This is a genomic window from Aliarcobacter trophiarum LMG 25534 (genome assembly GCF_003355515.1).
Classification (GTDB): Bacteria; Campylobacterota; Campylobacteria; order Campylobacterales; family Arcobacteraceae; genus Aliarcobacter; species Aliarcobacter trophiarum.
Genome location: NZ_CP031367.1, coordinates 960,099 through 981,989, shown reverse-complemented (window position 1 = coordinate 981,989; position 21,891 = coordinate 960,099). Strand labels below are relative to the sequence as shown.

Sequence of the window (21,891 nt, the reverse complement as noted above, 5' to 3'; positions counted from 1 at the left end):
TTTAATTTATCTCATTTATAGCTTCAAAAACTCTTATTGCTTGAAAGTGCTCTTTTACATCATGACATCTTATTATACTAGCACCATTTTTTAAAGCTTCAAGATGAATAGCTAAAGTTCCACTAAGTCTATCTTCAATAGCTGATTTAGTAATCATATCTATCATAGACTTTCTACTAGCTCCAATTAAAAGAGGGTAGCCAAAATGATTAAAGTGTTCAAGATTTTTAAGAAGTTTTAAATTATGCTCTAAAGTTTTTCCAAATCCAATTCCTACGTCTAAAACAATATCTTCTATTCCAAAACTCTTTGCTTTTTCAACTCTTTGTTTAAAAAAATCATCAATATCAAGCATAATATCTTCATAATATGGCTTTTCTTGCATATTTGTTTGATTGTTTTGCATATGCATAATAACTGCTTGAGCTTTATATTTTGCTACTAAGCTACAAACTTCGTCATTTTGTAAACCTGTAATATCATTTACAATTTTAAAACCATTTTCTAAAACATACTCTATAACCTTTGGAGAAAAGGAATCAATAGAGAAATCAACCTTTTCAAAAAACCTATTCTTATAAATAGTTTGTACAATATCTTTTACTCTATTTAGCTCTTCATCACAGCTTATTGGCAAACTTCCAGGTCTGCTTGAAGCTGCACCAATATCTATGATATTTGCACCATCTTCAATCATTTTCTCTATTCTTTGAGAAGCATTTGAGTTATCAAATCTACTATTTTTAAAAAATGAGTCCTCATTTGCATTTAAAACACCCATTATTTTTGTAGAAAACTTTTGCTCTTTTACAAAATCTTTTAAATTCTTTGCTAACTCTTTAAGCCCAAATGGTTGTGCTAACTCTTTTCTACTCAAAATTTCAAAATGTTTTGTAGTACCTAGGAGTAGGGCATTTACATATCTCTCTTTTGCAACTATAACCCCCTCAGGAACTGCTAAATCAGCTCCAATACTAAGGGCATCTTGCTTAAGTATATTTGCAGCTCCAACATGTAAGTCTTTTATAAAAAGTGTATGAATTTTTGCTTTTTTTGACATAATAGCAATACCACTTTTATCACAATCTAAGCTGTATAAAAATTTTTTAATATCATTTAAAGCTAATTTATATATCTTCATTTTTTACTCTTTTTCCAAAATAGATAGAAGAAGATAGCTTAAAACTGTAGTTGGTTTTGAATTTAACTCCAAAAGTTTTATAGATTTAAAAAATACATCTAACTCTTTTTGGTTAAATTTGACTTTTTCTCTATTTGCTTTTATTAAAATAGTTTCAACAATATTTATGGCTTCATTTTTTGTAATTTTTTGACTATTTTTTATAAAACTATATATATCTTTTAAATCTAATTTCTTTATATTTAGTTCAATATCCTCTTTTTCTATGCTTTTTTTTAGATTTATATATGGCAATCTTGAATAGATAGTTGGAAGTAAAGAGTTTTTTGAAGAAATCAAAAGAATAAAAACTATATTCGCTGGGGGTTCTTCTAAAAGCTTCAAAAGAGCATTTTGAGCTTCAACTCTAAATGTAGCACCACATAAAAATATATATTTAGTCTCATTTGAAGCAATATATGCCTCTTTTAGAGCTTTATTAGCTTGTTCTATTTGAAACTCATCTTTCTCTTCATTTTTTATAACTCTTGTTTGATGAGTAGGATAGATAGCTAAAATTTTACTTAAGCTCTCTTCAACATTGTTTACAATTAAGATTGAAGATTTTGTAGCTATTTCCAAATTAATTCTCTACATTTATATTTGCAAAAAGTGCTGCACTTAAAGTTTTATTATATAATCTAAATAGTTCTAAAAGCTTCATATCAAGTGCTATATCATTTGATTTTAAGTTTAAAGAACCTTGTCTCTCTTCATCAAAAATCCATAAAAAAGAGCTTTTTGTAATTTTTGCAAGAGTAGATCTATTATCTTGGCTTTTACCGATATACCAAAAACAGTATCCGTTTGGAAAAGAGATTTGTAGCATATCTTTAATATTTGAAATATCATCTTCTGATTTTATATGATCAAGATTTTTAAAAAATGAACTAAAATCATAAAATGGTAAAAATGGCCTATTGAGCTTAGAAGAGTTTATATTTGACAAAATATAGTTTAAAAACCAATCTCTCTCTTTATCTGTGATAATTAAAACAGAGTAGCTTTTATCCAAAATATTTGTGATATTTTTTGATACTAATGGTGCCCATTCAAACTTTTTCTCTTCCAACCAAGGAGACAAAAGCTTATCTTCTCGGATTGTCTCAACTGTCCAATTTAAAAACTCTTGCAAATTATTTGTCCAGCTCGTATGCATCATGTAAAGCTCGAACTGCTAACTCTGCATATTTTTCTTCAATAATCATAGATATTTTTATCTCACTTGTAGAGATAATTCTTATATTAATATTTTCACTCGCCATAGCAGTAAATGCTTTTGAAGCAACCCCTGTGTTTGATTTCATACCAACACCAACTATTGAAACTTTACAAATTGCTTCATTGTAATCTATATTTTTTGCTTGTGCTCTAAATTGATCCATAACTTTTTTACAAATTTCTAAATCTGTTGTAGGAATTGTAAAGTCTAAATCTGTTGTTCCATCAAGCCCTCTTGTTTGAACAATCATATCAACATTGATGTTTGCATCTGCAAGAGCTGTAAAAATAGCACTAGCAACTCCTGGCTTATCAACAACACCATACATTCCAACTCTTACTTGATTTTTATCTAAAGCTATTCCACTTACTATAGGTTTTTCCATTATTTCCTCTTCATTTGTTATTAAAGTCCCTTCTATATCGGGTGTAAAACTACTTCTTGATACTAAATTTACATTTAGTTTTTTTGCCATTTCTACTGATCTGTTTTGTAAAACTTTTGCACCTAAACTTGCAAGTTCTAACATCTCATCATAAGATATTTTTTCTAACTTTTTAGCTTTTGGTTCAATTCTAGGATCAGTTGTATAAATTCCATCAACATCAGTATAAATCTCACAAACATCAGCTTTTATTGCTCCAGCAATTGCAACTGCACTTAAATCACTTCCACCTCGACCCAAAGTTGTTACTCTTGAGCCATCAATAGTAACTCCTTGAAATCCAGCAACAATTATTATATTTCCATCATTTAAAGCTTGTTTCATCTTTGTTGTATCTATTTTTTCAATCTTTGCTTTTGTATGACTGTCTGTTGTCATAATTCCAGCTTCACGTCCTGTCATAGAGATAGTTTTATATCCAATACTATTTAAAGCAATAGATAAAAGAGCTGAAGTCACTCTCTCTCCTGAACTTAAAAGCATATCCATCTCTTTTAATTCTGGTGTTTTTGTGTAGTATTCAGCATACTCTATTAACTTGTTTGTTTCACCACTCATAGCTGAAACAATAGCTATAACATCGTGACCTTCATCTCTTATTTTTTTAATAATTTGTGCAACATTCGCAATTCTATCAAGTGTTCCAACACTTGTTCCACCAAACTTCAAAACTTTTAACATCTATATTTTTATCCTTTTTTTAAATATAACCCTCATCTTTAAAATACTTCAAAACTCTTTTATAAACAGTTCTTTTGAAAAAAGTTATATGCTCATAAACCTCTTTTGTGCTTACAAATTTATATTCACTAAACTCTGGAACTTCAGTGTTTATATTTATTTTTGCATCTTTTTTTAGTTTTACTAAATAGTATTTTTGCTTTTGACCATCATAAGGATACATCTTTTGAGCAATTATAGGTGGAAAAAGATATGAGACCCAAGTTGGGTATTCTGCTATTATCTCTATATCTTTTGTACCAATTTCCTCTTCAAGCTCTCTTAAAAGTGCCTCTTTTGTATTCTCTCCCTCATCAATTCCACCTTGAGGAAACTGCCAAGCATTTGGAATATCAGTTCTTGAAGCAATAAAAATTTCACACTTTGCTGGATATTTAGATGATAATATAATAGCTGCAACATTTGGTCTTAATTTTTTTTTCTCTTTTTCAAACTCTTTTTTATCGTCCATAAATCTATTTTTCCTTATAATTAGCCGATATTTTATAAAATATAGGATTAAAAATTGCTTTTATATATACATATTCCTTTTTGTGATAGTAAATGTTTTTACTGTGCATTTAACTCATATACAAACAAAAATAGTCAAAAAGAGGCATATATGAGAGCCTTGAAAATTGATTTAGAACACAATTTAGACTATTTTAATGATAAAGAACTAAAACTAAATACTGTTTTTATAGGAGGAGGAACTCCATCAACTGTTGATGCCTCTTTATATAATGATATTTTTGAATTGATTAATCCATATATTTTAGAAGATTGTGAAATTACAACAGAAGCAAATCCAAATAGTGCCACAAAAGATTGGTTAGAAAAAATGTATAGTTTAGGTGTAAACAGAGTTAGTTTTGGAGTACAAAGTTTTGATGATGAAAAACTTAAATTTCTAGGTAGAAACCATAATAGGCTTAATGCTATTAAAGCAATACAGAATGCAAAACGTATAGGCTTTAACAGTATTAATTGCGATATAATATATGGAGTTACAAATGATACTTTTGAGTTACTTAAAAAAGATTTTGACACTTTAAAAGAGCTAGAAGTTGAACATTTAAGTGCATATAGTTTAATAATTGAAGAGGATACAAAATTTTTTTTAAATGAAAAAGAGCTTCAAAAAAGTAAAAAAAGTTTAAAAATTGATGATGAAGAGTTGAGTTATGAGATTTTTAGATATTTAAAAAAACTGGGGTTTAATCAATATGAAATAGCAAATTTTAGTACAAATGAAAATTTTGAATCAAAACATAACTATGGATATTGGTGTAAGGATGATTATATAGGGGTTGGAGCTGGAGCTGTTGCTTGTATTGACAACAAGAGAATGTATAAACAAAAAAGTATAGAAAAATATATACAAAATCCAAGTTATGTAGATATTGAAGAGTTAAGTTGTGATGATATAAAGGCAGAAAAAGTACTTTTAGGTTTTAGATGCAAGTTTGGAGTTGATTTGAATATTCTATCTTCAAATGAGCTTAAAAGAATAGATGATTTAATAGTTGAAAATAGAGTTTATATAAAAAAAGGTAGAGTTTATAATGATAATTTTCTACTTGCAGATGAGATAGCTCTATATATCCTAGATTAAAAGAGGTAAAAATGACAATAAAAGAGTGTGTAAAGAAATATGCTATATATTTAAAAGATATTACACATATTCCAGCAAAAGAGGTTGAGATATTAATTATGTATTTAATTGAAAAAAACATAATTTGGTTACATCTTAACTATGATAAGCCATTTACAAAAGAGATTGAATTAGAAAAATTAGTAAAAAAAAGAGCAACAAATTTTCCCCTAGAGTATATTATTAAAAAAGCATCTTTTTATGGAGAGCAGTTTTTTGTAGAAGAAGAAGTTTTAATACCAAGACCAGAGACTGAGCTTTTAGTTGAAAATGCTTTTGAAATTTTAAAAAAAGAAGACAAAGCTATAAAAGTTTTAGAAATAGGTACAGGAAGTGGGATTATTTCTGTTATGTTAGCACTACTTTTAAAAGATAAGAAAATAGATTTTATAGCTGTTGATATAAATCCAAAAGCTATAGAACTAGCAAAAAAGAATGCAAAAAAGTTTGAAGTTTTAGAAAAAATAGATTTTAGACTTAGTAATTTATTTGAAAATGTAAAGGATGATGATATCTTTATGCTCATTTCAAACCCACCATATATTGCTAATGCCTATAAACTACCAAAGAATGTTAAATTTGAGCCTTCAAATGCACTTTTTGGAGGAGTTGTAGGAGATGAACTTTTAAAAGAAATTATAGATGGTGCAAATAGTAAAAAAATACCGTTTTTACTTTGTGAGATGGGATTTGATCAAAAAAATAGTTTAGAAGAGTATTTTAAAGAGTTTAATGTAGAATTCTACTCTTTTTATAAAGATTATGAAAATTTTGATAGAGGATTTACTCTAAAATTTAAAGAAAATAAAAAATAAAGGATTAAATAGATGTTTAAAGAGTTTAATATAGAGAATTTTGAGGATTCAAGCAAGATTTTAGAAGAGATTTTAAATAAAAGTAGAGTTGAAGTTCAAGAACTATTAAAAATAGAGAATAAAACATACAAAAACTTTGTATTACCATTTTCAGAAATAGGGGAGGCTATCAATGAATTTATTACTCCAGTATTTCATTTAGATTCAGTAAAGAACTCAAAAATAACTTCAAAAGTATATGAAGAGTGTCTTCCAATTATCTCGAAATATGAAAGTGAGATAAGTCGAAATGAAGATATTTATAGTGCTTTAAAAGATATACAATATAATGAAAATAGTACTTTAAATAATATACAAAAAAAGGTTCTTGAAAATGAAATAAGAGAGTTTGAATTATCAGGTTGTCAACTAGAAAATAATAAAAAACAAAGACTTGAGGAGATAGATTTAGCTTTAGGAGAACTATCTCATAAATTCTCTCAAAATATTTTAGAGGCAACAAACTCTTTTTCTCTTATAGTTGAGGATTTTGAAGATGTCAAAGAGATACCAAAATCCGATTTAGAATTAGCAAAATTTGAAGAAAATGGTAAAACTAAATATAAATTTACTCTTCAAATGCCATCTTATATAGCTTATATGACATATGGAACAAATAGAGAAAAAAGAGAAGAACTATATAAAGCATACACAACAAGAGCACCACAAAATGGAGAAATAATAGAGAAAATCTTAGCTTTAAAGAGTGAAAAAGTAGAAATTTTGGGATTTAAAAACTATGCTTCATACTCTTTAGCTACAAAAATGGCAAATAGCGAAGAAGATGTTATAAGTTTTTTAGAAGAGTTAGGAAACAAAGCAAAGAAAAAAGCAGAAAAAGAGCTAGAAGAAATTAAACAAATAGCAAAAGAAGATGGTATTAATAATTTTAGAGCAAGTGATATTAGTTTTTATAGTGAAAAACTAAAAAAGGCACAATATGAGATTGATGAGGAGTATTATAGACCATATTTTGAGCAAAACTCTGTTTTATATGGTTTTTTTGCTACTTTAAAAGAGCTATTTAATATTGAGTTTAAACTCTCAAATGCTAAAGCTTGGGATGATAAAGTAAAAGTGTATGATATCTTTGAAGATGGCAAAATAATAGCTAGAATTTATATAGATTTAGAAGCAAGAGATGATAAAAGAGGTGGTGCTTGGATGAATAACTGGCACTCATATTATAAAGATTCAAAAAGTAATATACAACTACCAACAGCTTTTATTGTAGGAAATTTTCCAAAATCAACAAAAGATATTCCTTCTTTATTAAGACATAGCGATGTTGTAACACTTTTTCATGAAATGGGTCATGCACTTCATCATCTTTTGAGTAAAGTTGAGGAAGCAAATGTAAGTGGAATCTCTGGAGTTGCGTGGGATGTTGTAGAGTTTCCATCACAATTTTTAGAGTATTTCTCATACGATAGAGATATTTTAAAACTATTTGCAAAACATTATAAAACAGGGCAAGTTCTTGATGACGAAGCAATAAATAAATTGATAAAAGCTAAGAATTTTCAATCATCAATGGCAACAGTTAGGCAAATAGAGTTTGCTTTGTTTGATTTTAAACTACATCAAAAGCTATACAAAACTGAAGTTGAAGTTCAAGAGTTACTAAATAGTATTAGAGATAGATTTTCTGTTGTACAAATACCTTCTTATAATAAGTTTCAAAATAGTTTTTCTCATATATTCTCTGGTGGATATAGTGCTGGATACTACTCTTATAAATGGGCAGAAGTCTTGAGTGCAGATGCTTTTTATATGTTTTTGGATTCAAAAAATGTATTAAATAAAGAGTTAGGTTTGAAATATAGAAATTGTGTATTAAGTAAAGGTGGAAGTGAAAATATGGATAAACTATTTTTTGATTTTGCACAAAGAGAACCAAAAATTGACTCTCTTTTAAAGCTAGATGGAATTATTTAGCTAAATTTTGTAATAATACTATTTAAATAAATTTTTATATAAGCGATAAAGGATTAAAAACTATGACAAATGCAGAAACAATTTTAAAACTAAATGAAGCCTTAACAAGCTTAATCAAGGCCTATGAAGAGCTTCAAGGAGAGAATGGAGATCTTAAGCAAAGAGTAAATGAGCTAGAGGACGAAGTTTTAAATTTAGAGTTAATAAAAGAGGATTTAGAGAAAAGTGTTAATGAGCTTAAGAGTAATACAGAAGATGATAAAAATACTATTTACAGTATGCTGGGGCAAATAGAAGTAATTTTAAATAAAAGTGCCCCTTCTATTACAACAGTAAAAGAAGAAGAGAAAGAGGATGATAATAGAACTTTTAATCCAGCACTTTCTCAAAATCTTTTAGATAACTCTTTTGAGAAAAACAGTAATCAAAGTGTTGAAGATGAGAAACAAGAGGAAGATAATATTTTTGCTTATGAGCAAGGAAATAATGATTTAGAAAATGAAGAAGAGGTTTTTGAAAAAACTGAAGATGACAACAAAATTGATTTAACAGATGGAAGACTAGACTCCATTCTTGGAATAAAACAGTAGCTTAAAATTTATGTTGGTTTTAGTAGATAAAAATAGTATTTTAAACCTTTTTGGAGTGGATACTTTTGGAGACTTAGAGAGTATTTTAGACACTATGTCTCCATCTTTGGTAGAGTACCATCTATCTAATTTTTTAAATAGTGAAGATTTGGGATATTTTAATAAAAAAGATATTGAAAATAGTTTTTATATTGGTGATTATAGCTTATATCTTGATTATAATAAAAATATATTTCTTGAGACAAATGAGCTAAAAGAAGATACTCAAACTCTATCTTTATGGTAGATTATCAAATTAAGTTAGAAAATTAATCAACGATAATTTAAGATTAATTTACTCTATTAAATCAATCTTAATAAAAAAATAGAATAATGCTCTAAATTTATCTACAAAGAATATAGAAAAAAAGAGTTAATTTCAAGGAGCTTTAAAGATGAAAATAAGAGTCTATTACGAAGATACAGATTGTGGAGATATGGTTTATCACTCAAACTATTTAAACTTTTGTGAAAGAGCGAGAAGTGAACTATTTTTTCAAAAAGGTATGCTTCCACACTCAAAAGATGAGTTTTTTGTAGTAAAAGAGTGCAAAGCAAACTGGATAAAATCTGCAAAATTTGCAGATATTTTAGAAGTTAAAACAAAACTTTTAGAGAAAAAACTGGCTTCAATTATTATGAAACAAGAGATATATAAAGAAGATGAGTTGATTTTTGAAGCAGAGTTTAAATTGGCATTTTTAAAATATAAAAAACCATCAAAAATACCAACTCATATATTTGAAATATTGGAGAATTAATATGAAAAAACTAATACTTTTACTAATTTTTATTATAAATTTGTATTCAAATCAAAACTTTACTCAAAGTCAAACTTTTATTTTGCCAGATGAATCTGGCTACTTAAAAGAAAAAATAAGATATGAGATTTTAAGTTCAAGGGATACAATATTTTTGGCAATGTATAACTTTTCATATAAAAGTATTGCAAAAGATTTGATAAAAGCCTCAAAAAATGGGGTTAAAATAACTGTTTTACTTGATAAAGAAAAAGTAGAAAGTCAAGATGAGATTTATAATATGCTAAAAGATGCAAAAATAAATGTAATTTTAGCAGATAAAAAGATGCACCTAAAAATGATGTTAATTGATAAAAAACAAGCAATGATAGGAAGCTTAAACTTCACAAAAAAATCTTTTGAAGATAATTATGAGATTGTATATTTTAGCAAAGATAGATCAATAATAAATAGATTAAATGAGTTTGTAGCAAAATTTGAATAAAATATATACTAATTTTTAAAAAGGATTTGAATTGTTACAATTTTTTATAGTTTTATACTGTTTTTATCTCTTCTTTTCACTATATACATCTTTTATGCAAATTGGATTTGTAAAAGAGAATATGAAAAAAAGAGCTATTATTTTAGACACAAAAAGATATTACGAAGCTGCAAATTATAGTATTGAAAAGGAAAAACTAGCAATTGTTAGCTCTTTTTTTGATTTTATAATTTTTGTTTTTTGGATTGGATTTGGACTTAAATTTTTAGATAGTTTTTTGAGTTTTGAGTCACAAATTTTAAAAGCTGTTGTTTTTATAAATATATTTTTAATTTTAAACTATATATTTACTCTTCCATTTTCTATTTATCAAACTTTTAAACTAGATAAGAAGTATGGGTTTTCAAATATTACTAGCTCTTTATATATAAAAGATTCAATAAAAACTGCACTCCTTACAATAGTTTTTGGCTCAATTGTAATTGCAATAGTCTCTTATATTATTTTATCATTTTCATATTGGTGGATTTGGGCATTTGCTTTTATTTTTGCTGTTATTATTTTAATAAATATGCTTTATCCAGTTATTAGAGATAAGATGTTTGATAAATTTGAAAAGTTAAAGGATAGTGAACTTGAAGAGAAAATAAACACTCTTTTAAAAGATGTTGGATTTAAAAGTAGTGGAGTTTTTAGTGTAGATGCAAGTAAGAGAGATAATAGATTAAATGCATATTTTGGAGGGCTTGGAAGAACAAAAAGAGTGGTGCTTTTTGATACTTTAGTTGAGAAATTAACTCATGGAGAATTGTTGGCTGTTTTAGGGCATGAGTTAGGGCATTTTAAAAATGGAGATATTCTAAAAAATATTGGTATTATGGGATTTATTATGTTTATTTTCTTCGCTATTTTTGGAAATCTAAATGAGGAACTATTTTTAAGACTTGGATTAAACAGTGAACCAGCTTCAATCATTGCACTGTTTTTAATCTTTTCACCAGCTTTGAGCTTTTTTTTAATGCCTTTAATCTCTCTTATTTCAAGACATAACGAATATGCTGCTGATAGTTTTGGATCAAAGCTTACAAGAAAGGTTGATTTAGTAAGTGCTTTATTAAAACTTGCAAATGAGAATAAATCATTTCCATATTCGCACAAAATTTATATCTTTTTCTACTTCTCTCATCCACCTTTAATTGAGCGATTTAAGGAGCTAGGATATGATGTTGAAAAAGAGAGCTTTGTATGATATATAGCTTTGAAGCTATAAACTTTTATTTAATAGTTGCAATAGTTTTTATACTATTTGTAACTATTTTGTTTTATATAGTAGAAAAATATAGATCAAAAATAAAAAGTTTAGAACTAGAAAAAGAGTTTTTAGAGGTTTCTATTGTACAAAATAGAGAAAATCAAACTTTATTAAAAGCTGAGATTGAAAATATCACTTCAAAAATCTTTGAAGATAACTCAAAAAAGTCAAACCAAAATATTAATCAGATTTTAGAACCTTTTAAAACTCAATTAAATCTATTTGGGAATAGGGTAAATGAAGTTTTTACAGAAGAGACAAAACAAAGAAGTTCTCTTTTAGGAGAGATAAAAAATTTAAAAGAGCTAAATAATCAAATCTCAAATGATGCTTTAAATCTTACAAAGGCTCTAAAAGGTCAAAGTAAAATACAAGGTGATTGGGGTGAGATGATTTTAGAATCAATTTTAAATCAATCAGGACTTAGAAAAGATATAGAGTATAAGGTTCAAAATTCATACAAAAATAGTTCTGGAAACATTTTAAGACCTGATGTAGTAGTTCATCTACCAAGCAATAAAGATATTATAATAGACTCAAAACTATCTTTAAACTCTTATGTTGATTATTTCAATAGTGAAAATGAAATAGAGAAAAATGAAGCAATTACAAAGCTTATAAACTCAATAAAAAACCATATAAAAGATTTAAGCTCAAAAGATTATGCAAAATTAGAAGAGCTTAGAACTTTAGATTTTGTTTTAATGTTTATTCCTATAGAAGGGGCTTTTACTATTGCACTATCACAGAATAAGACTCTTTTTGAAACTGCCTTAAAGTCAAATATAGTTTTGGTTTCACCAACAACACTATACTCAAGCCTAAAAGTTATTGAAAATCTTTGGCAAGATAGCAGACAAAATGAAAATGCAAAAGAGATTTCTAAACAAGCTGCCGATTTATATGATAAATTTGTTGGTTTTTTAACTGATTTTGAAGAGATTGGAAAAAGTATAGATAAAAGTAAAAACTCTTATGAAAATGCAATAAATAAACTAAGCTCAGGAAGAGGAAATCTTATTTCAAGAGCAGAAAAATTTTTAGACTTAGGAGTAAAACCAAATAAAACTATAAATAGTAAGTTTATAAAAGAGGATTAATAAGATGAAGTGGGAAGATAATAGAAGAAGCTCAAATATAGAAGATAGAAGAGGTGAGTCTCAAAGCTTTGGAACTAAAACAAGAAGTGGTTCTATAGTATCACTACTACCTATTATAAAAACTCTTTTTGGAACAACAATTGGAAGAATAATTTTGGTAGTTGGAGCTGTTTTATACTTTGGTTTTGGAATAAATCCTTTGGCACTTTTAGATAGTGAGGTAAGCTCTCAATCACAAACTAAACAAGTTTTAAACAAAGAGTATGATGATAGACAAGCTAGTTTTGTAAGTGCTGTTTTGGCTCAAACAGAGGATATTTGGAGAGATGTTTTAAGAGAGAATGGTTATTCATATAAAGATGCAAAACTTGTACTTTTTAGAGGAGGAATAAATAGTGGATGTGGTTTTGCATCTTCTCAAGTTGGACCTTTTTATTGTCCTGTTGATAAAAAGGTATATTTAGATTTATCCTTTTTTGATGAGTTAGCAAAAAAATACAAAGCTCCTGGAGATTTTGCACAAGCTTATGTAGTAGCCCATGAAATAGGGCATCATGTACAAAATCTTTTAGGAACTTTAAATAGTATTCAAAATCAAAAACAAAAGCTTTCAAAAACAGAACAAAATGCTCTACAAGTAAAAGTAGAACTTCAAGCTGATTGTTATGCTGGAATTTGGGCATATTACTCAAAATCTATATTTGGTTCAATACAAGAGGGTGATTTAGAAGCTGGGCTTAGAGCTGCTAGTGCTATTGGAGATGATACTTTGCAAAAACGATCTCTTGGTTATGTAGTTCCTGATTCATTTACTCATGGAAGCTCATTTCAAAGAATGGAGGCACTAAAAAAAGGTTTTTATAGTGGAGATTTAAAAACTTGTTCGTTAAATTAATAGTTTTAAGTTTTCTTAAATATTTTAGGAAATCTTAAATTATTTAAAATATATATAGCAATCATTGCAAACAAAACTCCAATTATTGTAGAAAACTCTATTTTTTCATCTAAAAATATATTTCCAATTAAAATAGCACTTGCTGGAACTAAAAATACAAAACTTGAAACCTCTTTTGCTCCATATTTAGCAGCTCCAAAAAAATATATAGAAGTTGCAAAAGTTGTGCTTAAAAGTGTTACTACAAATATATTAAACCAGAAAATAGAATCAAACTCCAAAGTTCTTTGGAATATTGAATTATCAATAAATAAAATATATAAAACAGAACTAGAGATTAAATATGTATATGTTGTAAATACAAAGGCGTTTATTTTTGTTGACTTTGATGTAATTATTGTAAGTATTGCCCAAAGGCTAGATGCTACTATAAAATAGATATTATATTTACTAAAAATTATAGAGCTATCAAATTGATAGATATTTATCATATTTAAAACACCAAAACCACCTAAAACCAAAGCAAAAGAGTGTTTTAAACTAATTGTTTTCTTATTTAAAATTGCTACAAATATATAGGTAATTATTGGGATCATAGAAGGAACCATAGCTCCACCTAAACTTCCTGTTCCATGTTCAACGCCTAAAAACATAAAAACAGAGTATAAAACCAAAAACAAAGAGGCAAAAAGAACTAAAATAAGAGTTTTAAAATTAAGTTTATAACTCATTTTAAAGATAAAAATAAATGGTAACATAGATAAAAAACATATTCCCATTCTTAAAAATACCATTTCATAGGCATTTATATAGTTTGTAAGTACTTTTGTACTAATCCAAGATGCTCCCCAAAAAATCATAGATACTACAATAAGGAGAAAAAAGATATTTTTATTTTCCACTTTTTTAGCTATTTCAAAATTATTTCAAATGGTTTAGTAAAAGAATATCTACTAACTCTCCACTCTTATAAGAACTATTTTCATCTTCTACAAGTAAAGCAGGATTTCCTAGCATATTTGTTAAAATTGCACTAGTTCCCTCTTTTTTCCCTATAAAATCTATCTCATATAATCCATCTTTATACTCTACATTACAGGCTTTAAATACTTTTTTATTTGTTGTATTTTTTATATCCTCTTTTATTCTTGCTTTTACAAATGGTAGTTTTTCATCACTATTTCTAAATTTAAATATTAGAGGTAACACATATAAAATAGCTGTAATAGTTGAAGAGTAGGCAAAGCCTGGAAGAGCAACTATTATTTTATCACTCTTTGTAGCTACTAAAATATGCATTCCTGGTTTTACTAAAACTCCATGGAATAGAACTTTTGCTTTTAGTTTATCTTTAATTACATCTTGAACCAAATCATAATCCCCAACACTAACACCACCCGTTGTTACAACAATATCAGCTTTTTTTAGGGCATTTACAAAGAAGTTTGTGATATTTTCAAAATCATCATCAACTGGACCCATTTGTAAAACTTCTGCACCATTTTTTCTAAAGAGTGCCTCAAGAGTTAAATGATTTGAGCTTCTTATTTGTGAAGCATTTGTTTTTTCAACTCCTAAATCTAAAATCTCACTACCTGTACTAGCAACTGCAATAGTTGGGTTTAAAAAAATATCAATTTGAGGAATATTCAATGATGCCATAACACCAATTTCACTAAATCCAATAACTGTACCTTTTTTTATAAGTACTTCATCTTTTTTGTAGTTTTCCCCCACATTTCTAACTGCAAAACCTTTTTGTACAGGTTTTAATATTTTAATTTTATCTTCAAAAACCTCTACATTTTCAATAGGAACTAAAGTATCACTTCCATTTGGCATTAATGCACCAGTAAATGTTTTTATACAAGTGCTATTTAGTACCTCTTTTTCTACAATAAAACCAGCTGGATTTTTATCTATAATTTTTAACTCATTTTCTATATCTTCAAACTTTATAGCATATCCATCCATACCAGATGTTGGAAACTCTGGACTATTTTCAAAAGCAACTATATCAGAAGCTAAAACTTGCCCCAAAGAGTTTGATATAAAAACTTTTTTCGTACCTAAACTATCAATTTTTAAATTATCTAAAATCTCTATAGATTTTTGAAAAGTTATAAAATCTCTCATCTATTTTCCTAATCTATTATATTTTAAAATTATAATCTCTTCAAAAAGCATATCACCAAAACCTTTTGGAAGGGTTTCATTTAGCTCTTCTACATTTTTAATTATCTTTTTTATAGACTCATCATCAAGATAGATAGCTATTGGTAAAATTGTCTCTTTTATTTTATCTATAAATATTTGCTCTTCTTCTAGTGTCATTTTAAATCTTTTTATTAAATTTTAAAGGCAAATATTATATAACAATTTAGTAAAATAGTTTATTAAAACTTTTTCGATATAATCGCAAAAAATATTTAGGATAAGATAAATTGATAGAAATAAGTAAAAAAATAACTTCTAATGTAGCAAAGGTAAATGCAACTTATGGATTAATAAAAGATGGCGACCGAATTATGGTTGGATTTAGTGGTGGTAAAGATTCACTTACACTACTGCACACTTTAAATAGAATGAAGAAAAAAGCACCTTTTAAATTTGATTTTAAAGCAGTAACAATAACTTATGGTATGGGTGAGCAAATAGAGTTTTTAAGTAATCACTGTAAAGAACATGGTATAGAGCATGAAATAATTGATACTCAAATTTTTGACCTAGCAGGTGAAAAGATAAGAAAGAACTCATCTTTTTGTTCATTTTTCTCAAGAATGAGAAGAGGTTATTTATATACAACAGCACTAGAGCAGGGATTTAATAAAGTAGCATTAGGACACCATTTAGATGATGCAATGGAGTCATATTTTATGAATCTTTTTTATAATGGAACTATGAGAACAATGCCTCCAAAATATAAAGCAAACAATGGTTTGGAGGTAATTCGTCCTTTAATTTTTTGTAGAGAGAGACAGTTACGTGCTTTTGCAAGTTCAAATGAAATTAGAGTTATTGGAGATGAAGCCTGTCCAGGACTTAGATTTGATGTAAAAATGCCTCATGCAAGAGCGACTACAAAAGAGCTTTTAGCAAAGCTAGAGGAACAAAATCCAAAAATTTTTGTATCTATGAAAGCAGCATTTTCAAATATTCAGTTTCCAACATTTTTTTATAAAGATTTAAATGATATTAAGTTAAATATTGAAGAAGATGAGAGTATATGAAAATCTTAGTTTCATCTTGCCTTTTAGGAGAAGATACTAGATATGATGGTGCAAACTCTAGTGTTGCACTAAATCCTAGGTTTAGATTTGCACAAAAAGAGCTTTTTATGGATATTATGTGCGAAAATGAGATATTCTCAATTTGTCCAGAAGTTGCTGGTGGATTAGGAGTTCCTAGAAATAAAGCAGAGATTCAAAGCCATAAAAAACCATTTTTAGTTTTAGATGAAAAACAAAATGATGTTACAATAAACTTTTTGTTGGGAGCTAAAAAAGCTTTGGATATTTGTCTTGGAAATGGTATAAAAGTTGCACTTTTAAAATCAAAATCTCCATCTTGTGGGAATAAACAAGTTTATGATGGAACATTTTTAGGAAACTTAATAGATGAAAAAGGCTTAACTGCAAGATTACTAGAGGAAAATAGTATAAAAGTCTTTAATGAATATGAAATAGAAGAGTTAAATAAATTTATAAAAGATAATAAATAAGTCGGAATGTATAGATTTAAAAGCTTAAGCTTTTAAATCTAAAAGTCTTTCCATAGCAATTGACTGGACTTCTATACTTTTTGCTTGTGCATTATAAGCAACTATCTCAGGAATTTGTGCTACTAACTCACTAGCTATATCCCCTGCATACTCTTGAAACTCTCCATCTCCTAATGTATTTGCAACTTTTGCAATATTAGAAGCACTCTCTTGAATTTGTAGTGCAGAACCAATCATTGCACCTAAATTATTATCAATTCTCATAATATAGCTCCCTCTTGAATAGATTGTAATAACATTTTATTAAGATTTGCAGAGTGTGCAATTCCTAAATCAGCTCTACTTAAACCATCTGGTGAAGAAGCTGCTTTTTGTAATTCATCTAGTTTTTGCATAGCTCCTGCTTCATCTTTTGGAATAGAAGTATCAAATCTTACACTTCCTCCAGTTGCATAGAGCTTTCCATCTGGTCCCATTTGATAATCATATCTAATCGGAGTTGTAGTTGTTCCCATACTAGCATGAAGTTGTTCATGGTTTTTTACTTCGCTATCACTAGATTTAAATCTATTTAAAACTCTTTCATAATCTTTTTCATCATATTTAGAGTACTCATTCACACTATCACTTTTCTCAAAATATGATTTTTCTAACTCTTTTTTATCAATATTTGCCAACTCGCTCTTTTTTAAAGCAAGTTCTGAATATATTGTGGAAGCACTCAAATAATTATTCTTCAATTCCATATATTTTGCCTCTTTATAATTTAATAAATATTATATCATATAATAGTAAACGAAATATTGAGCAAAGATATAGTAAAATTATCGTTATCTAATTTTAAAAGAGGAAAAATGAATTTTTTATTTAATAAGCATAGTCACTTTAACCTAGCAAATATTGTAACTTTTTTTAATATAACTTGCGGAATCTTTGCAATATATTTTTTAACTCATAATGAGTTTATGGGGGCTGCATTGTTTGCTTGGTTAGCTGGTGCCTTTGATATTTTTGATGGAAAAATAGCTAGAAAATACAATCTTTCTACAGAGTTTGGAATCCAACTTGACTCGTATGCAGATTTTTTATCTTTTGTTATTGTTCCTGCTATGTTTATCTATTTTGCTATTTTTGATGGAAAAGAGTGGTTTTATAGTATGGCATTAATAGCTTTTGTTTTTATATATTATGTTATTTCTGGACTTAGAAGACTTATTCAGTTTAATATAAATGCAAACGAAGGAGAAGTTGAGAAATATTTTACAGGAATTCCTACTCCTTTAGGAGCAATTCTTCTTTGGATTGTATATTTGATTTATCTAACTGGATATATAAATGAATATTTTGTATTGGGTTCTATGGTAATTATTGGATTTTTGCTAAACTCTAAAATAAAAATTAAACACTTATGAAAAATGAAGTTATAACTATTGATTTAGGCTCAAACTCTTTTAGAGTTTTAAAGTATGATTATTTAAATTTTAAAATTATTGATGAATATCATCAAGTAACTGGCTTGGCTGATGGTTTAATAGATAGTGGAATTATAAGCTTTGAAGCTCTAAATAGAGTTGTAGAAGCACTCTGTATTGCAAAGGATAAACTAAATTTTAATCCAAATAATGCAGTTTGTGTAACAACAGCAGCTATGAGAAAAGCAAAAAATTCTAATGAGGCATTAGAGTATATAGTAAAAAATAGTGGTGCAAAATTTAAAATAATAGATGCAGAAGAAGAGGCAAGACTTACTTTACTTGCAATCAAATATGCTTTAAAAAGAGAAAAAATAGATACTCAAAACTTTACACTACTTGATATTGGTGGTGGTTCAACAGAACTTACAATTAGTTTTGAAGATAAAATATATACAAAAAGTTTCGATTTTGGAATAGTTACAATGACACAAAAAGCTCTAAAAGATGGAAAACTATTTGAAGATTTAAGAAATCAAGAAATAGTAATAAAAGAGTTTTTAGCTACTCTTGATTTTTCAATCAAAGATTTCCCATTTATAGCAACAGCTGGAACTCCAACAACAATCGCTTCTATAAAACTAGGGTATAGCTATTTTAATTACGATAAAAATGTAGTAAATGGAACTATTTTAGATATTGAAGATTTAGAAAATAGCTTAAAACTTCTAAAAGAGAAATCACTTGAAGAGTTAGTTGCCTTAGTAGGAAAAGGAAGAGTTGAGTATTTAGAAATAGGTACTTATATATATAAACTATTTTTTAATGTTTTAGAAAAATCAAAATCTATTGTTTTAGATGATGGCTTAAGAGAAGGTGTTGCTATAGATTATGCTTTAAGTTTAAAGTAAGACTCTCTTAAGAAAGAAGTCTTACACTTTGTTCTTGAATTACATTTGCTTGAGAAGCTGCTAAATACCCAGCATTTATATTAATATTTGCTTTTGAAAAGTTACTTGACTCTCTTCCAAAATCTATAGTTTGATTATAGTTTTGCTCCATAATTTTATTTTTTGCATCAGCTTGTAACTGTTTTGAGAAATCTACAAATGAACTTGATAAATCTTGCAGTTGTTTTGATGTATTTGCAACTTTATTTAGGGCATTCTCTACATTCTTTGAATTATTTAGGTCGTTATTATTTACAACATCAAAAATCTCATTTGTAAAATTCGCAACATTTGGTTTCTCTATTGAAAATATGTTGTTACTAGAACTTATTTGAATACTCTCTTTTTGGTCATTGTATCTATTTGCAATAAGATTTTCTTCTTTATATTTTGTATCAAAAGCTTGTTGATTGAAATTTCTAAGCTCCTGATTTATCTCTTGTTTTAAGTCACTCTTATTTTCATAATTTTGACTATTTTCAAGTTTATTTTGAATATTTTTCATAAAATCTTGAAGCTTATCCATTGAAGCTTGTGAAATTTGAGATTTTGCAATTCCATCATTTATAGATTGAATATCTTGTGAAAACTCACTTTTTAAAATTGAACTTCTACTTACTGCTAGTGCATCAGAGGAGTTACTTTTAAAATCATCTATACTATATTTTAATTGTGCCTTATTTAAAGCAACATTTGAGTTATTGTTTAAATTATTTAAATTTTGAATACTATTTGTACTATTTATTGAACTTATATCCATAATAATCTCCTTGTAAAGATTTTATGGCTTATTATATCAGAAAAATAATAAAATATTTTAAATTCTAAAAAAATAGATATATTTTCTTTTAAAAACGATAATTTAATCAAAAATTGAGTAAAATCTAAACCTAATTTTTAAATATTGGAGTAAGACATGAGAATGAGTGGCGCAAAAATGGTTATTGAATCATTACACAAAGAGGGGGTAGAAGTTGTATTTGGATACCCAGGTGGTGCCATCATGAACGTCTATGATGAGATTTACAAGCAAAATTATTTTGAACATATTTTAAATAGACATGAACAAGCCTGTGTAATTGCAGCTGAAGGGTATGCAAGAAGCACAGGAAAAACTGGAGTTGCAATAGTTACTTCTGGACCTGGATTTACAAATGCTATTACAGGAATTGCAGATGCTTATATGGATTCAATTCCTATAGTAATAATTTCAGGGCAAGTTCCTACAACAATTATAGGGACAGATGGTTTTCAAGAAATAGATGCAGTTGGAATTTCAAGACCTTGCACAAAACATAACTATTTGGTAAATAAAATAGAAGATTTACCAAGAATAATTAAAGAGGCTTTTCATTTAGCAAGTACTGGAAGACCTGGTCCTGTGCATGTTGATATTCCAAAAGATATTACAGCACAAATAGGAGATTTTATTTATCCAAGTGAGGTGAATATGCCAACATATAAACCTACTATGAATTACAATAAAAAACAATTAAAAAGAGCTATGGAAGCTATTTCAAATGCTAAAAAACCTCTTTTATATGTTGGTGGTGGAGCAATATTATCAAATTGTGGATATGAAATAAGAGATTTGGCAAAAAAGCTAAATATTCCAGCTGTTGAAACATTAATGGCAAGAGGAGTTATGGGAGACGAAAATCCACTTTTCTTTGGAATGTTAGGAATGCATGGTGAATATTCTGCAAATATGGCAGCTCATGAGACTGATTTACTTATCTCTTTAGGTGCTAGATTTGATGATAGAGTTACTGGAAGGCTTGATGAATTTGCATCTAAAGCAAAAGTTATTCATATCGATATTGATCCAACAAGTATTGCTAAACTTGTAGTTGCTGATTATCCAATTGTTGGTGATTTAAGACTTACAGTTCAAGCTATGATTGAAGATATTGAAAATCATGAGATAAATGATTTTTCAAATTGGGTTGAATTACTCAAAGAGTACAGAGAAAAAGAACCTTTAAGATATATTGATACAGATGATTTAATAAAACCTCAATGGCCTATAGAAAGAGTTGGAAAAATATTAGGAGATAATGCAATTATTTCAACAGATGTTGGACAACACCAAATGTGGACGGCCCAATTTTTCCCATTTTCACACCCTAGACAATGGATAACTAGTGGTGGTTTAGGAACTATGGGATTTGGTCTTCCAGCAGCACTAGGAGCTGCTAGAGCATTTAAAGGTACAAATAAAGTAGTTGTAAACTTTACAGGAGATGGTTCTATTTTAATGAATATCCAAGAGCTTATGACTTGTAGTGAATATGAGTTACCTGTAATAAATATTGTTTTAAATAACAACTATTTAGGAATGGTTAGACAATGGCAAACTATGTTTTATGAAAATAGATTAGCAGAGACTGATCTAACTGCTCAACCAAAGTTTAAAATGTTAGCAGAAGCCTTTAACTGTTTAGGATATACAGTTTCAACTAAAAAAGAGTTTGACGAAGCATTTAAAGATGCGGTGGAAAAAAGAAAACCAGCGATGATTGAAGTAATTGTTGCAAGAAATGAAGAGGTATTACCGATGGTTCCAAATGGACACTCACTAAATGAGATGACTTTATTAAAAGGAGATAAATAA

The 21,891-nt window shown here is 27.8% G+C and carries 26 protein-coding genes; 15 read left to right on the top strand and 11 right to left on the bottom strand.

Annotated features, from left to right (window positions below; genetic code table 11):
* Position 1: 1 nt before the first annotated feature.
* From folP to ATR_RS05030, 5 genes are read right to left on the bottom strand one after another with little or no spacing between them, the layout of a single operon-like run.
* The gene (folP, locus tag ATR_RS05050) at positions 2-1,141 is read right to left on the bottom strand and encodes a dihydropteroate synthase (protein ID WP_115428390.1); all 1,140 of its coding nucleotides are present in this window, start codon (positions 1,139-1,141) and stop codon (positions 2-4) included.
* A 3-nt stretch (positions 1,142-1,144) separates the two neighbouring features.
* The gene (locus ATR_RS05045; protein WP_179948449.1) at positions 1,145-1,762 is read right to left on the bottom strand and encodes a DNA polymerase III subunit delta'; all 618 of its coding nucleotides are present in this window, start codon (positions 1,760-1,762) and stop codon (positions 1,145-1,147) included.
* A 1-nt stretch (position 1,763) separates the two neighbouring features.
* The gene (locus ATR_RS05040; protein ID WP_228254196.1) at positions 1,764-2,339 is read right to left on the bottom strand and encodes a HobA family DNA replication regulator; all 576 of its coding nucleotides are present in this window, start codon (positions 2,337-2,339) and stop codon (positions 1,764-1,766) included.
* Complete coding sequence (locus tag ATR_RS05035) at positions 2,317-3,528, bottom strand: aspartate kinase (RefSeq protein ID WP_115428387.1); 1,212 nt, start codon at positions 3,526-3,528, stop codon at positions 2,317-2,319. The genes ATR_RS05040 and ATR_RS05035 overlap by 23 nt, the downstream gene beginning before the upstream one ends.
* 19 nt (positions 3,529-3,547) lie before the next feature.
* Positions 3,548-4,039, bottom strand: coding sequence for an RNA pyrophosphohydrolase (locus ATR_RS05030; protein ID WP_115428386.1), 492 nt, complete (start codon positions 4,037-4,039; stop codon positions 3,548-3,550).
* 54 nt (positions 4,040-4,093) lie between these two features.
* Here ATR_RS05030 and hemW point away from each other — a divergent pair, with 54 nt between their 5' ends.
* The 10 genes from hemW to ypfJ all read left to right on the top strand — a co-directional run bounded on the left by hemW (position 4,094) and on the right by ypfJ (position 13,194).
* On the top strand, positions 4,094-5,182 hold the full coding sequence (hemW, locus tag ATR_RS05025; protein ID WP_115428385.1) for a radical SAM family heme chaperone HemW: 1,089 nt from the start codon (positions 4,094-4,096) through the stop codon (positions 5,180-5,182).
* 11 nt (positions 5,183-5,193) lie between these two features.
* Positions 5,194-6,036 (top strand): peptide chain release factor N(5)-glutamine methyltransferase, encoded by an 843-nt coding sequence (prmC, locus tag ATR_RS05020; protein WP_115428384.1) that lies wholly within the window; start codon positions 5,194-5,196, stop codon positions 6,034-6,036.
* A gap of 12 nt (positions 6,037-6,048) precedes the next feature.
* Positions 6,049-8,013: a M3 family metallopeptidase gene (locus ATR_RS05015; RefSeq protein ID WP_115428383.1), complete on the top strand. Its 1,965-nt coding sequence runs from the start codon at positions 6,049-6,051 to the stop codon at positions 8,011-8,013.
* Between the two features lie 62 nt (positions 8,014-8,075).
* Entirely contained in the window at positions 8,076-8,603 is a 528-nt protein-coding gene (locus tag ATR_RS05010) for a hypothetical protein (protein ID WP_115428382.1), read from the top strand.
* A gap of 10 nt (positions 8,604-8,613) precedes the next feature.
* Complete coding sequence (locus ATR_RS05005; RefSeq protein WP_115428381.1) at positions 8,614-8,889, top strand: hypothetical protein; 276 nt, start codon at positions 8,614-8,616, stop codon at positions 8,887-8,889.
* A 148-nt stretch (positions 8,890-9,037) separates the two neighbouring features.
* Complete coding sequence (locus tag ATR_RS05000; protein WP_115428380.1) at positions 9,038-9,403, top strand: YbgC/FadM family acyl-CoA thioesterase; 366 nt, start codon at positions 9,038-9,040, stop codon at positions 9,401-9,403.
* A gap of 1 nt (position 9,404) precedes the next feature.
* The gene (locus ATR_RS04995) at positions 9,405-9,887 is read left to right on the top strand and encodes a phospholipase D-like domain-containing protein (RefSeq protein WP_115428379.1); all 483 of its coding nucleotides are present in this window, start codon (positions 9,405-9,407) and stop codon (positions 9,885-9,887) included.
* 31 nt (positions 9,888-9,918) lie between these two features.
* Positions 9,919-11,136, top strand: a complete 1,218-nt coding sequence (locus ATR_RS04990) for a M48 family metallopeptidase (protein ID WP_115428378.1) — start codon at positions 9,919-9,921, stop codon at positions 11,134-11,136.
* The gene (locus ATR_RS04985; RefSeq protein WP_115428377.1) at positions 11,133-12,299 is read left to right on the top strand and encodes a DNA recombination protein RmuC; all 1,167 of its coding nucleotides are present in this window, start codon (positions 11,133-11,135) and stop codon (positions 12,297-12,299) included. Before ATR_RS04990 ends, ATR_RS04985 begins: the two co-directional genes overlap by 4 nt.
* A gap of 4 nt (positions 12,300-12,303) precedes the next feature.
* A complete protein-coding gene (gene ypfJ / locus ATR_RS04980; RefSeq protein ID WP_115428376.1) occupies positions 12,304-13,194 on the top strand; it encodes a KPN_02809 family neutral zinc metallopeptidase in 891 nt (296 codons plus the stop codon).
* Positions 13,195-13,199: 5 nt separating this feature from the next.
* Here the strand turns inward: ypfJ and ATR_RS04975 are convergent, their stop codons facing one another.
* The 3 genes from ATR_RS04975 to ATR_RS04965 all read right to left on the bottom strand — a co-directional run bounded on the left by ATR_RS04975 (position 13,200) and on the right by ATR_RS04965 (position 15,528).
* A complete protein-coding gene (locus tag ATR_RS04975) occupies positions 13,200-14,054 on the bottom strand; it encodes a DMT family transporter (protein WP_115429420.1) in 855 nt (284 codons plus the stop codon).
* Between the two features lie 61 nt (positions 14,055-14,115).
* The gene (locus ATR_RS04970) at positions 14,116-15,330 is read right to left on the bottom strand and encodes a molybdopterin molybdotransferase MoeA (RefSeq protein ID WP_115428375.1); all 1,215 of its coding nucleotides are present in this window, start codon (positions 15,328-15,330) and stop codon (positions 14,116-14,118) included.
* Positions 15,331-15,528: a hypothetical protein gene (locus ATR_RS04965; RefSeq protein WP_115428374.1), complete on the bottom strand. Its 198-nt coding sequence runs from the start codon at positions 15,526-15,528 to the stop codon at positions 15,331-15,333.
* A 110-nt stretch (positions 15,529-15,638) separates the two neighbouring features.
* Between ATR_RS04965 and ATR_RS04960 the strand changes: the two genes are divergently transcribed.
* Positions 15,639-16,424: an ATP-binding protein gene (locus ATR_RS04960; protein ID WP_115428373.1), complete on the top strand. Its 786-nt coding sequence runs from the start codon at positions 15,639-15,641 to the stop codon at positions 16,422-16,424.
* On the top strand, positions 16,421-16,915 hold the full coding sequence (locus tag ATR_RS04955) for a DUF523 domain-containing protein (RefSeq protein ID WP_115428372.1): 495 nt from the start codon (positions 16,421-16,423) through the stop codon (positions 16,913-16,915). The genes ATR_RS04960 and ATR_RS04955 overlap by 4 nt, the downstream gene beginning before the upstream one ends.
* Before the next feature lie 24 nt (positions 16,916-16,939).
* Here ATR_RS04955 and ATR_RS04950 read toward each other — a convergent pair whose 3' ends face one another.
* Positions 16,940-17,179 carry a hypothetical protein gene (locus ATR_RS04950; RefSeq protein ID WP_115428371.1) on the bottom strand — a complete coding sequence of 80 codons (240 nt, stop codon included), beginning with the start codon at positions 17,177-17,179 and terminating at the stop codon, positions 16,940-16,942.
* Positions 17,176-17,592 (bottom strand): putative metalloprotease CJM1_0395 family protein, encoded by a 417-nt coding sequence (locus tag ATR_RS04945; RefSeq protein ID WP_170126881.1) that lies wholly within the window; start codon positions 17,590-17,592, stop codon positions 17,176-17,178. The genes ATR_RS04950 and ATR_RS04945 overlap by 4 nt, the downstream gene beginning before the upstream one ends.
* A gap of 177 nt (positions 17,593-17,769) precedes the next feature.
* On the opposite strand from ATR_RS04945, the gene ATR_RS04940 reads away from it, so the two are divergent.
* Entirely contained in the window at positions 17,770-18,327 is a 558-nt protein-coding gene (locus tag ATR_RS04940; RefSeq protein ID WP_115428369.1) for a CDP-alcohol phosphatidyltransferase family protein, read from the top strand.
* Positions 18,324-19,238 carry a Ppx/GppA phosphatase family protein gene (locus ATR_RS04935; RefSeq protein WP_115428368.1) on the top strand — a complete coding sequence of 305 codons (915 nt, stop codon included), beginning with the start codon at positions 18,324-18,326 and terminating at the stop codon, positions 19,236-19,238. Before ATR_RS04940 ends, ATR_RS04935 begins: the two co-directional genes overlap by 4 nt.
* Before the next feature lie 7 nt (positions 19,239-19,245).
* On the opposite strand, the gene ATR_RS04930 is transcribed toward ATR_RS04935, so the two are convergent.
* A complete protein-coding gene (locus ATR_RS04930; RefSeq protein WP_115428367.1) occupies positions 19,246-20,037 on the bottom strand; it encodes a hypothetical protein in 792 nt (263 codons plus the stop codon).
* 156 nt (positions 20,038-20,193) lie between these two features.
* Here ATR_RS04930 and ATR_RS04925 point away from each other — a divergent pair, with 156 nt between their 5' ends.
* Positions 20,194-21,891, top strand: coding sequence for an acetolactate synthase large subunit (locus tag ATR_RS04925; protein WP_115428366.1), 1,698 nt, complete (start codon positions 20,194-20,196; stop codon positions 21,889-21,891).

Excerpts from the sequence above, each read along its gene's own strand:
- ATR_RS04985 (WP_115428377.1), top strand. The coding sequence starts at position 11,133 with ATGATATATAGCTTTGAAGCTATAAACTTTTATTTAATAGTTGCAATA.
- ATR_RS04940 (WP_115428369.1), top strand. The coding sequence starts at position 17,770 with ATGAATTTTTTATTTAATAAGCATAGTCACTTTAACCTAGCAAATATT.
- ATR_RS04955 (WP_115428372.1), top strand. The coding sequence starts at position 16,421 with ATGAAAATCTTAGTTTCATCTTGCCTTTTAGGAGAAGATACTAGATAT.
- prmC (WP_115428384.1), top strand. The coding sequence starts at position 5,194 with ATGACAATAAAAGAGTGTGTAAAGAAATATGCTATATATTTAAAAGAT.
- ATR_RS05030 (WP_115428386.1), bottom strand. The coding sequence starts at position 4,039 with ATGGACGATAAAAAAGAGTTTGAAAAAGAGAAAAAAAAATTAAGACCA.
- ATR_RS05015 (WP_115428383.1), top strand. The coding sequence starts at position 6,049 with ATGTTTAAAGAGTTTAATATAGAGAATTTTGAGGATTCAAGCAAGATT.
- ypfJ (WP_115428376.1), top strand. The coding sequence starts at position 12,304 with ATGAAGTGGGAAGATAATAGAAGAAGCTCAAATATAGAAGATAGAAGA.
- ATR_RS04925 (WP_115428366.1), top strand. The coding sequence starts at position 20,194 with ATGAGAATGAGTGGCGCAAAAATGGTTATTGAATCATTACACAAAGAG.
- folP (WP_115428390.1), bottom strand. The coding sequence starts at position 1,141 with ATGAAGATATATAAATTAGCTTTAAATGATATTAAAAAATTTTTATAC.
- ATR_RS05010 (WP_115428382.1), top strand. The coding sequence starts at position 8,076 with ATGACAAATGCAGAAACAATTTTAAAACTAAATGAAGCCTTAACAAGC.
- ATR_RS04975 (WP_115429420.1), bottom strand. The coding sequence starts at position 14,054 with ATGATTTTTTGGGGAGCATCTTGGATTAGTACAAAAGTACTTACAAAC.
- ATR_RS05040 (WP_228254196.1), bottom strand. The coding sequence starts at position 2,339 with ATGCATACGAGCTGGACAAATAATTTGCAAGAGTTTTTAAATTGGACA.
- ATR_RS05035 (WP_115428387.1), bottom strand. The coding sequence starts at position 3,528 with ATGTTAAAAGTTTTGAAGTTTGGTGGAACAAGTGTTGGAACACTTGAT.
- ATR_RS04965 (WP_115428374.1), bottom strand. The coding sequence starts at position 15,528 with ATGACACTAGAAGAAGAGCAAATATTTATAGATAAAATAAAAGAGACA.
- ATR_RS04935 (WP_115428368.1), top strand. The coding sequence starts at position 18,324 with ATGAAAAATGAAGTTATAACTATTGATTTAGGCTCAAACTCTTTTAGA.
- ATR_RS04950 (WP_115428371.1), bottom strand. The coding sequence starts at position 17,179 with ATGAGAATTGATAATAATTTAGGTGCAATGATTGGTTCTGCACTACAA.
- ATR_RS04930 (WP_115428367.1), bottom strand. The coding sequence starts at position 20,037 with ATGGATATAAGTTCAATAAATAGTACAAATAGTATTCAAAATTTAAAT.
- ATR_RS04995 (WP_115428379.1), top strand. The coding sequence starts at position 9,405 with ATGAAAAAACTAATACTTTTACTAATTTTTATTATAAATTTGTATTCA.
- ATR_RS04970 (WP_115428375.1), bottom strand. The coding sequence starts at position 15,330 with ATGAGAGATTTTATAACTTTTCAAAAATCTATAGAGATTTTAGATAAT.
- ATR_RS05005 (WP_115428381.1), top strand. The coding sequence starts at position 8,614 with ATGTTGGTTTTAGTAGATAAAAATAGTATTTTAAACCTTTTTGGAGTG.
- ATR_RS05000 (WP_115428380.1), top strand. The coding sequence starts at position 9,038 with ATGAAAATAAGAGTCTATTACGAAGATACAGATTGTGGAGATATGGTT.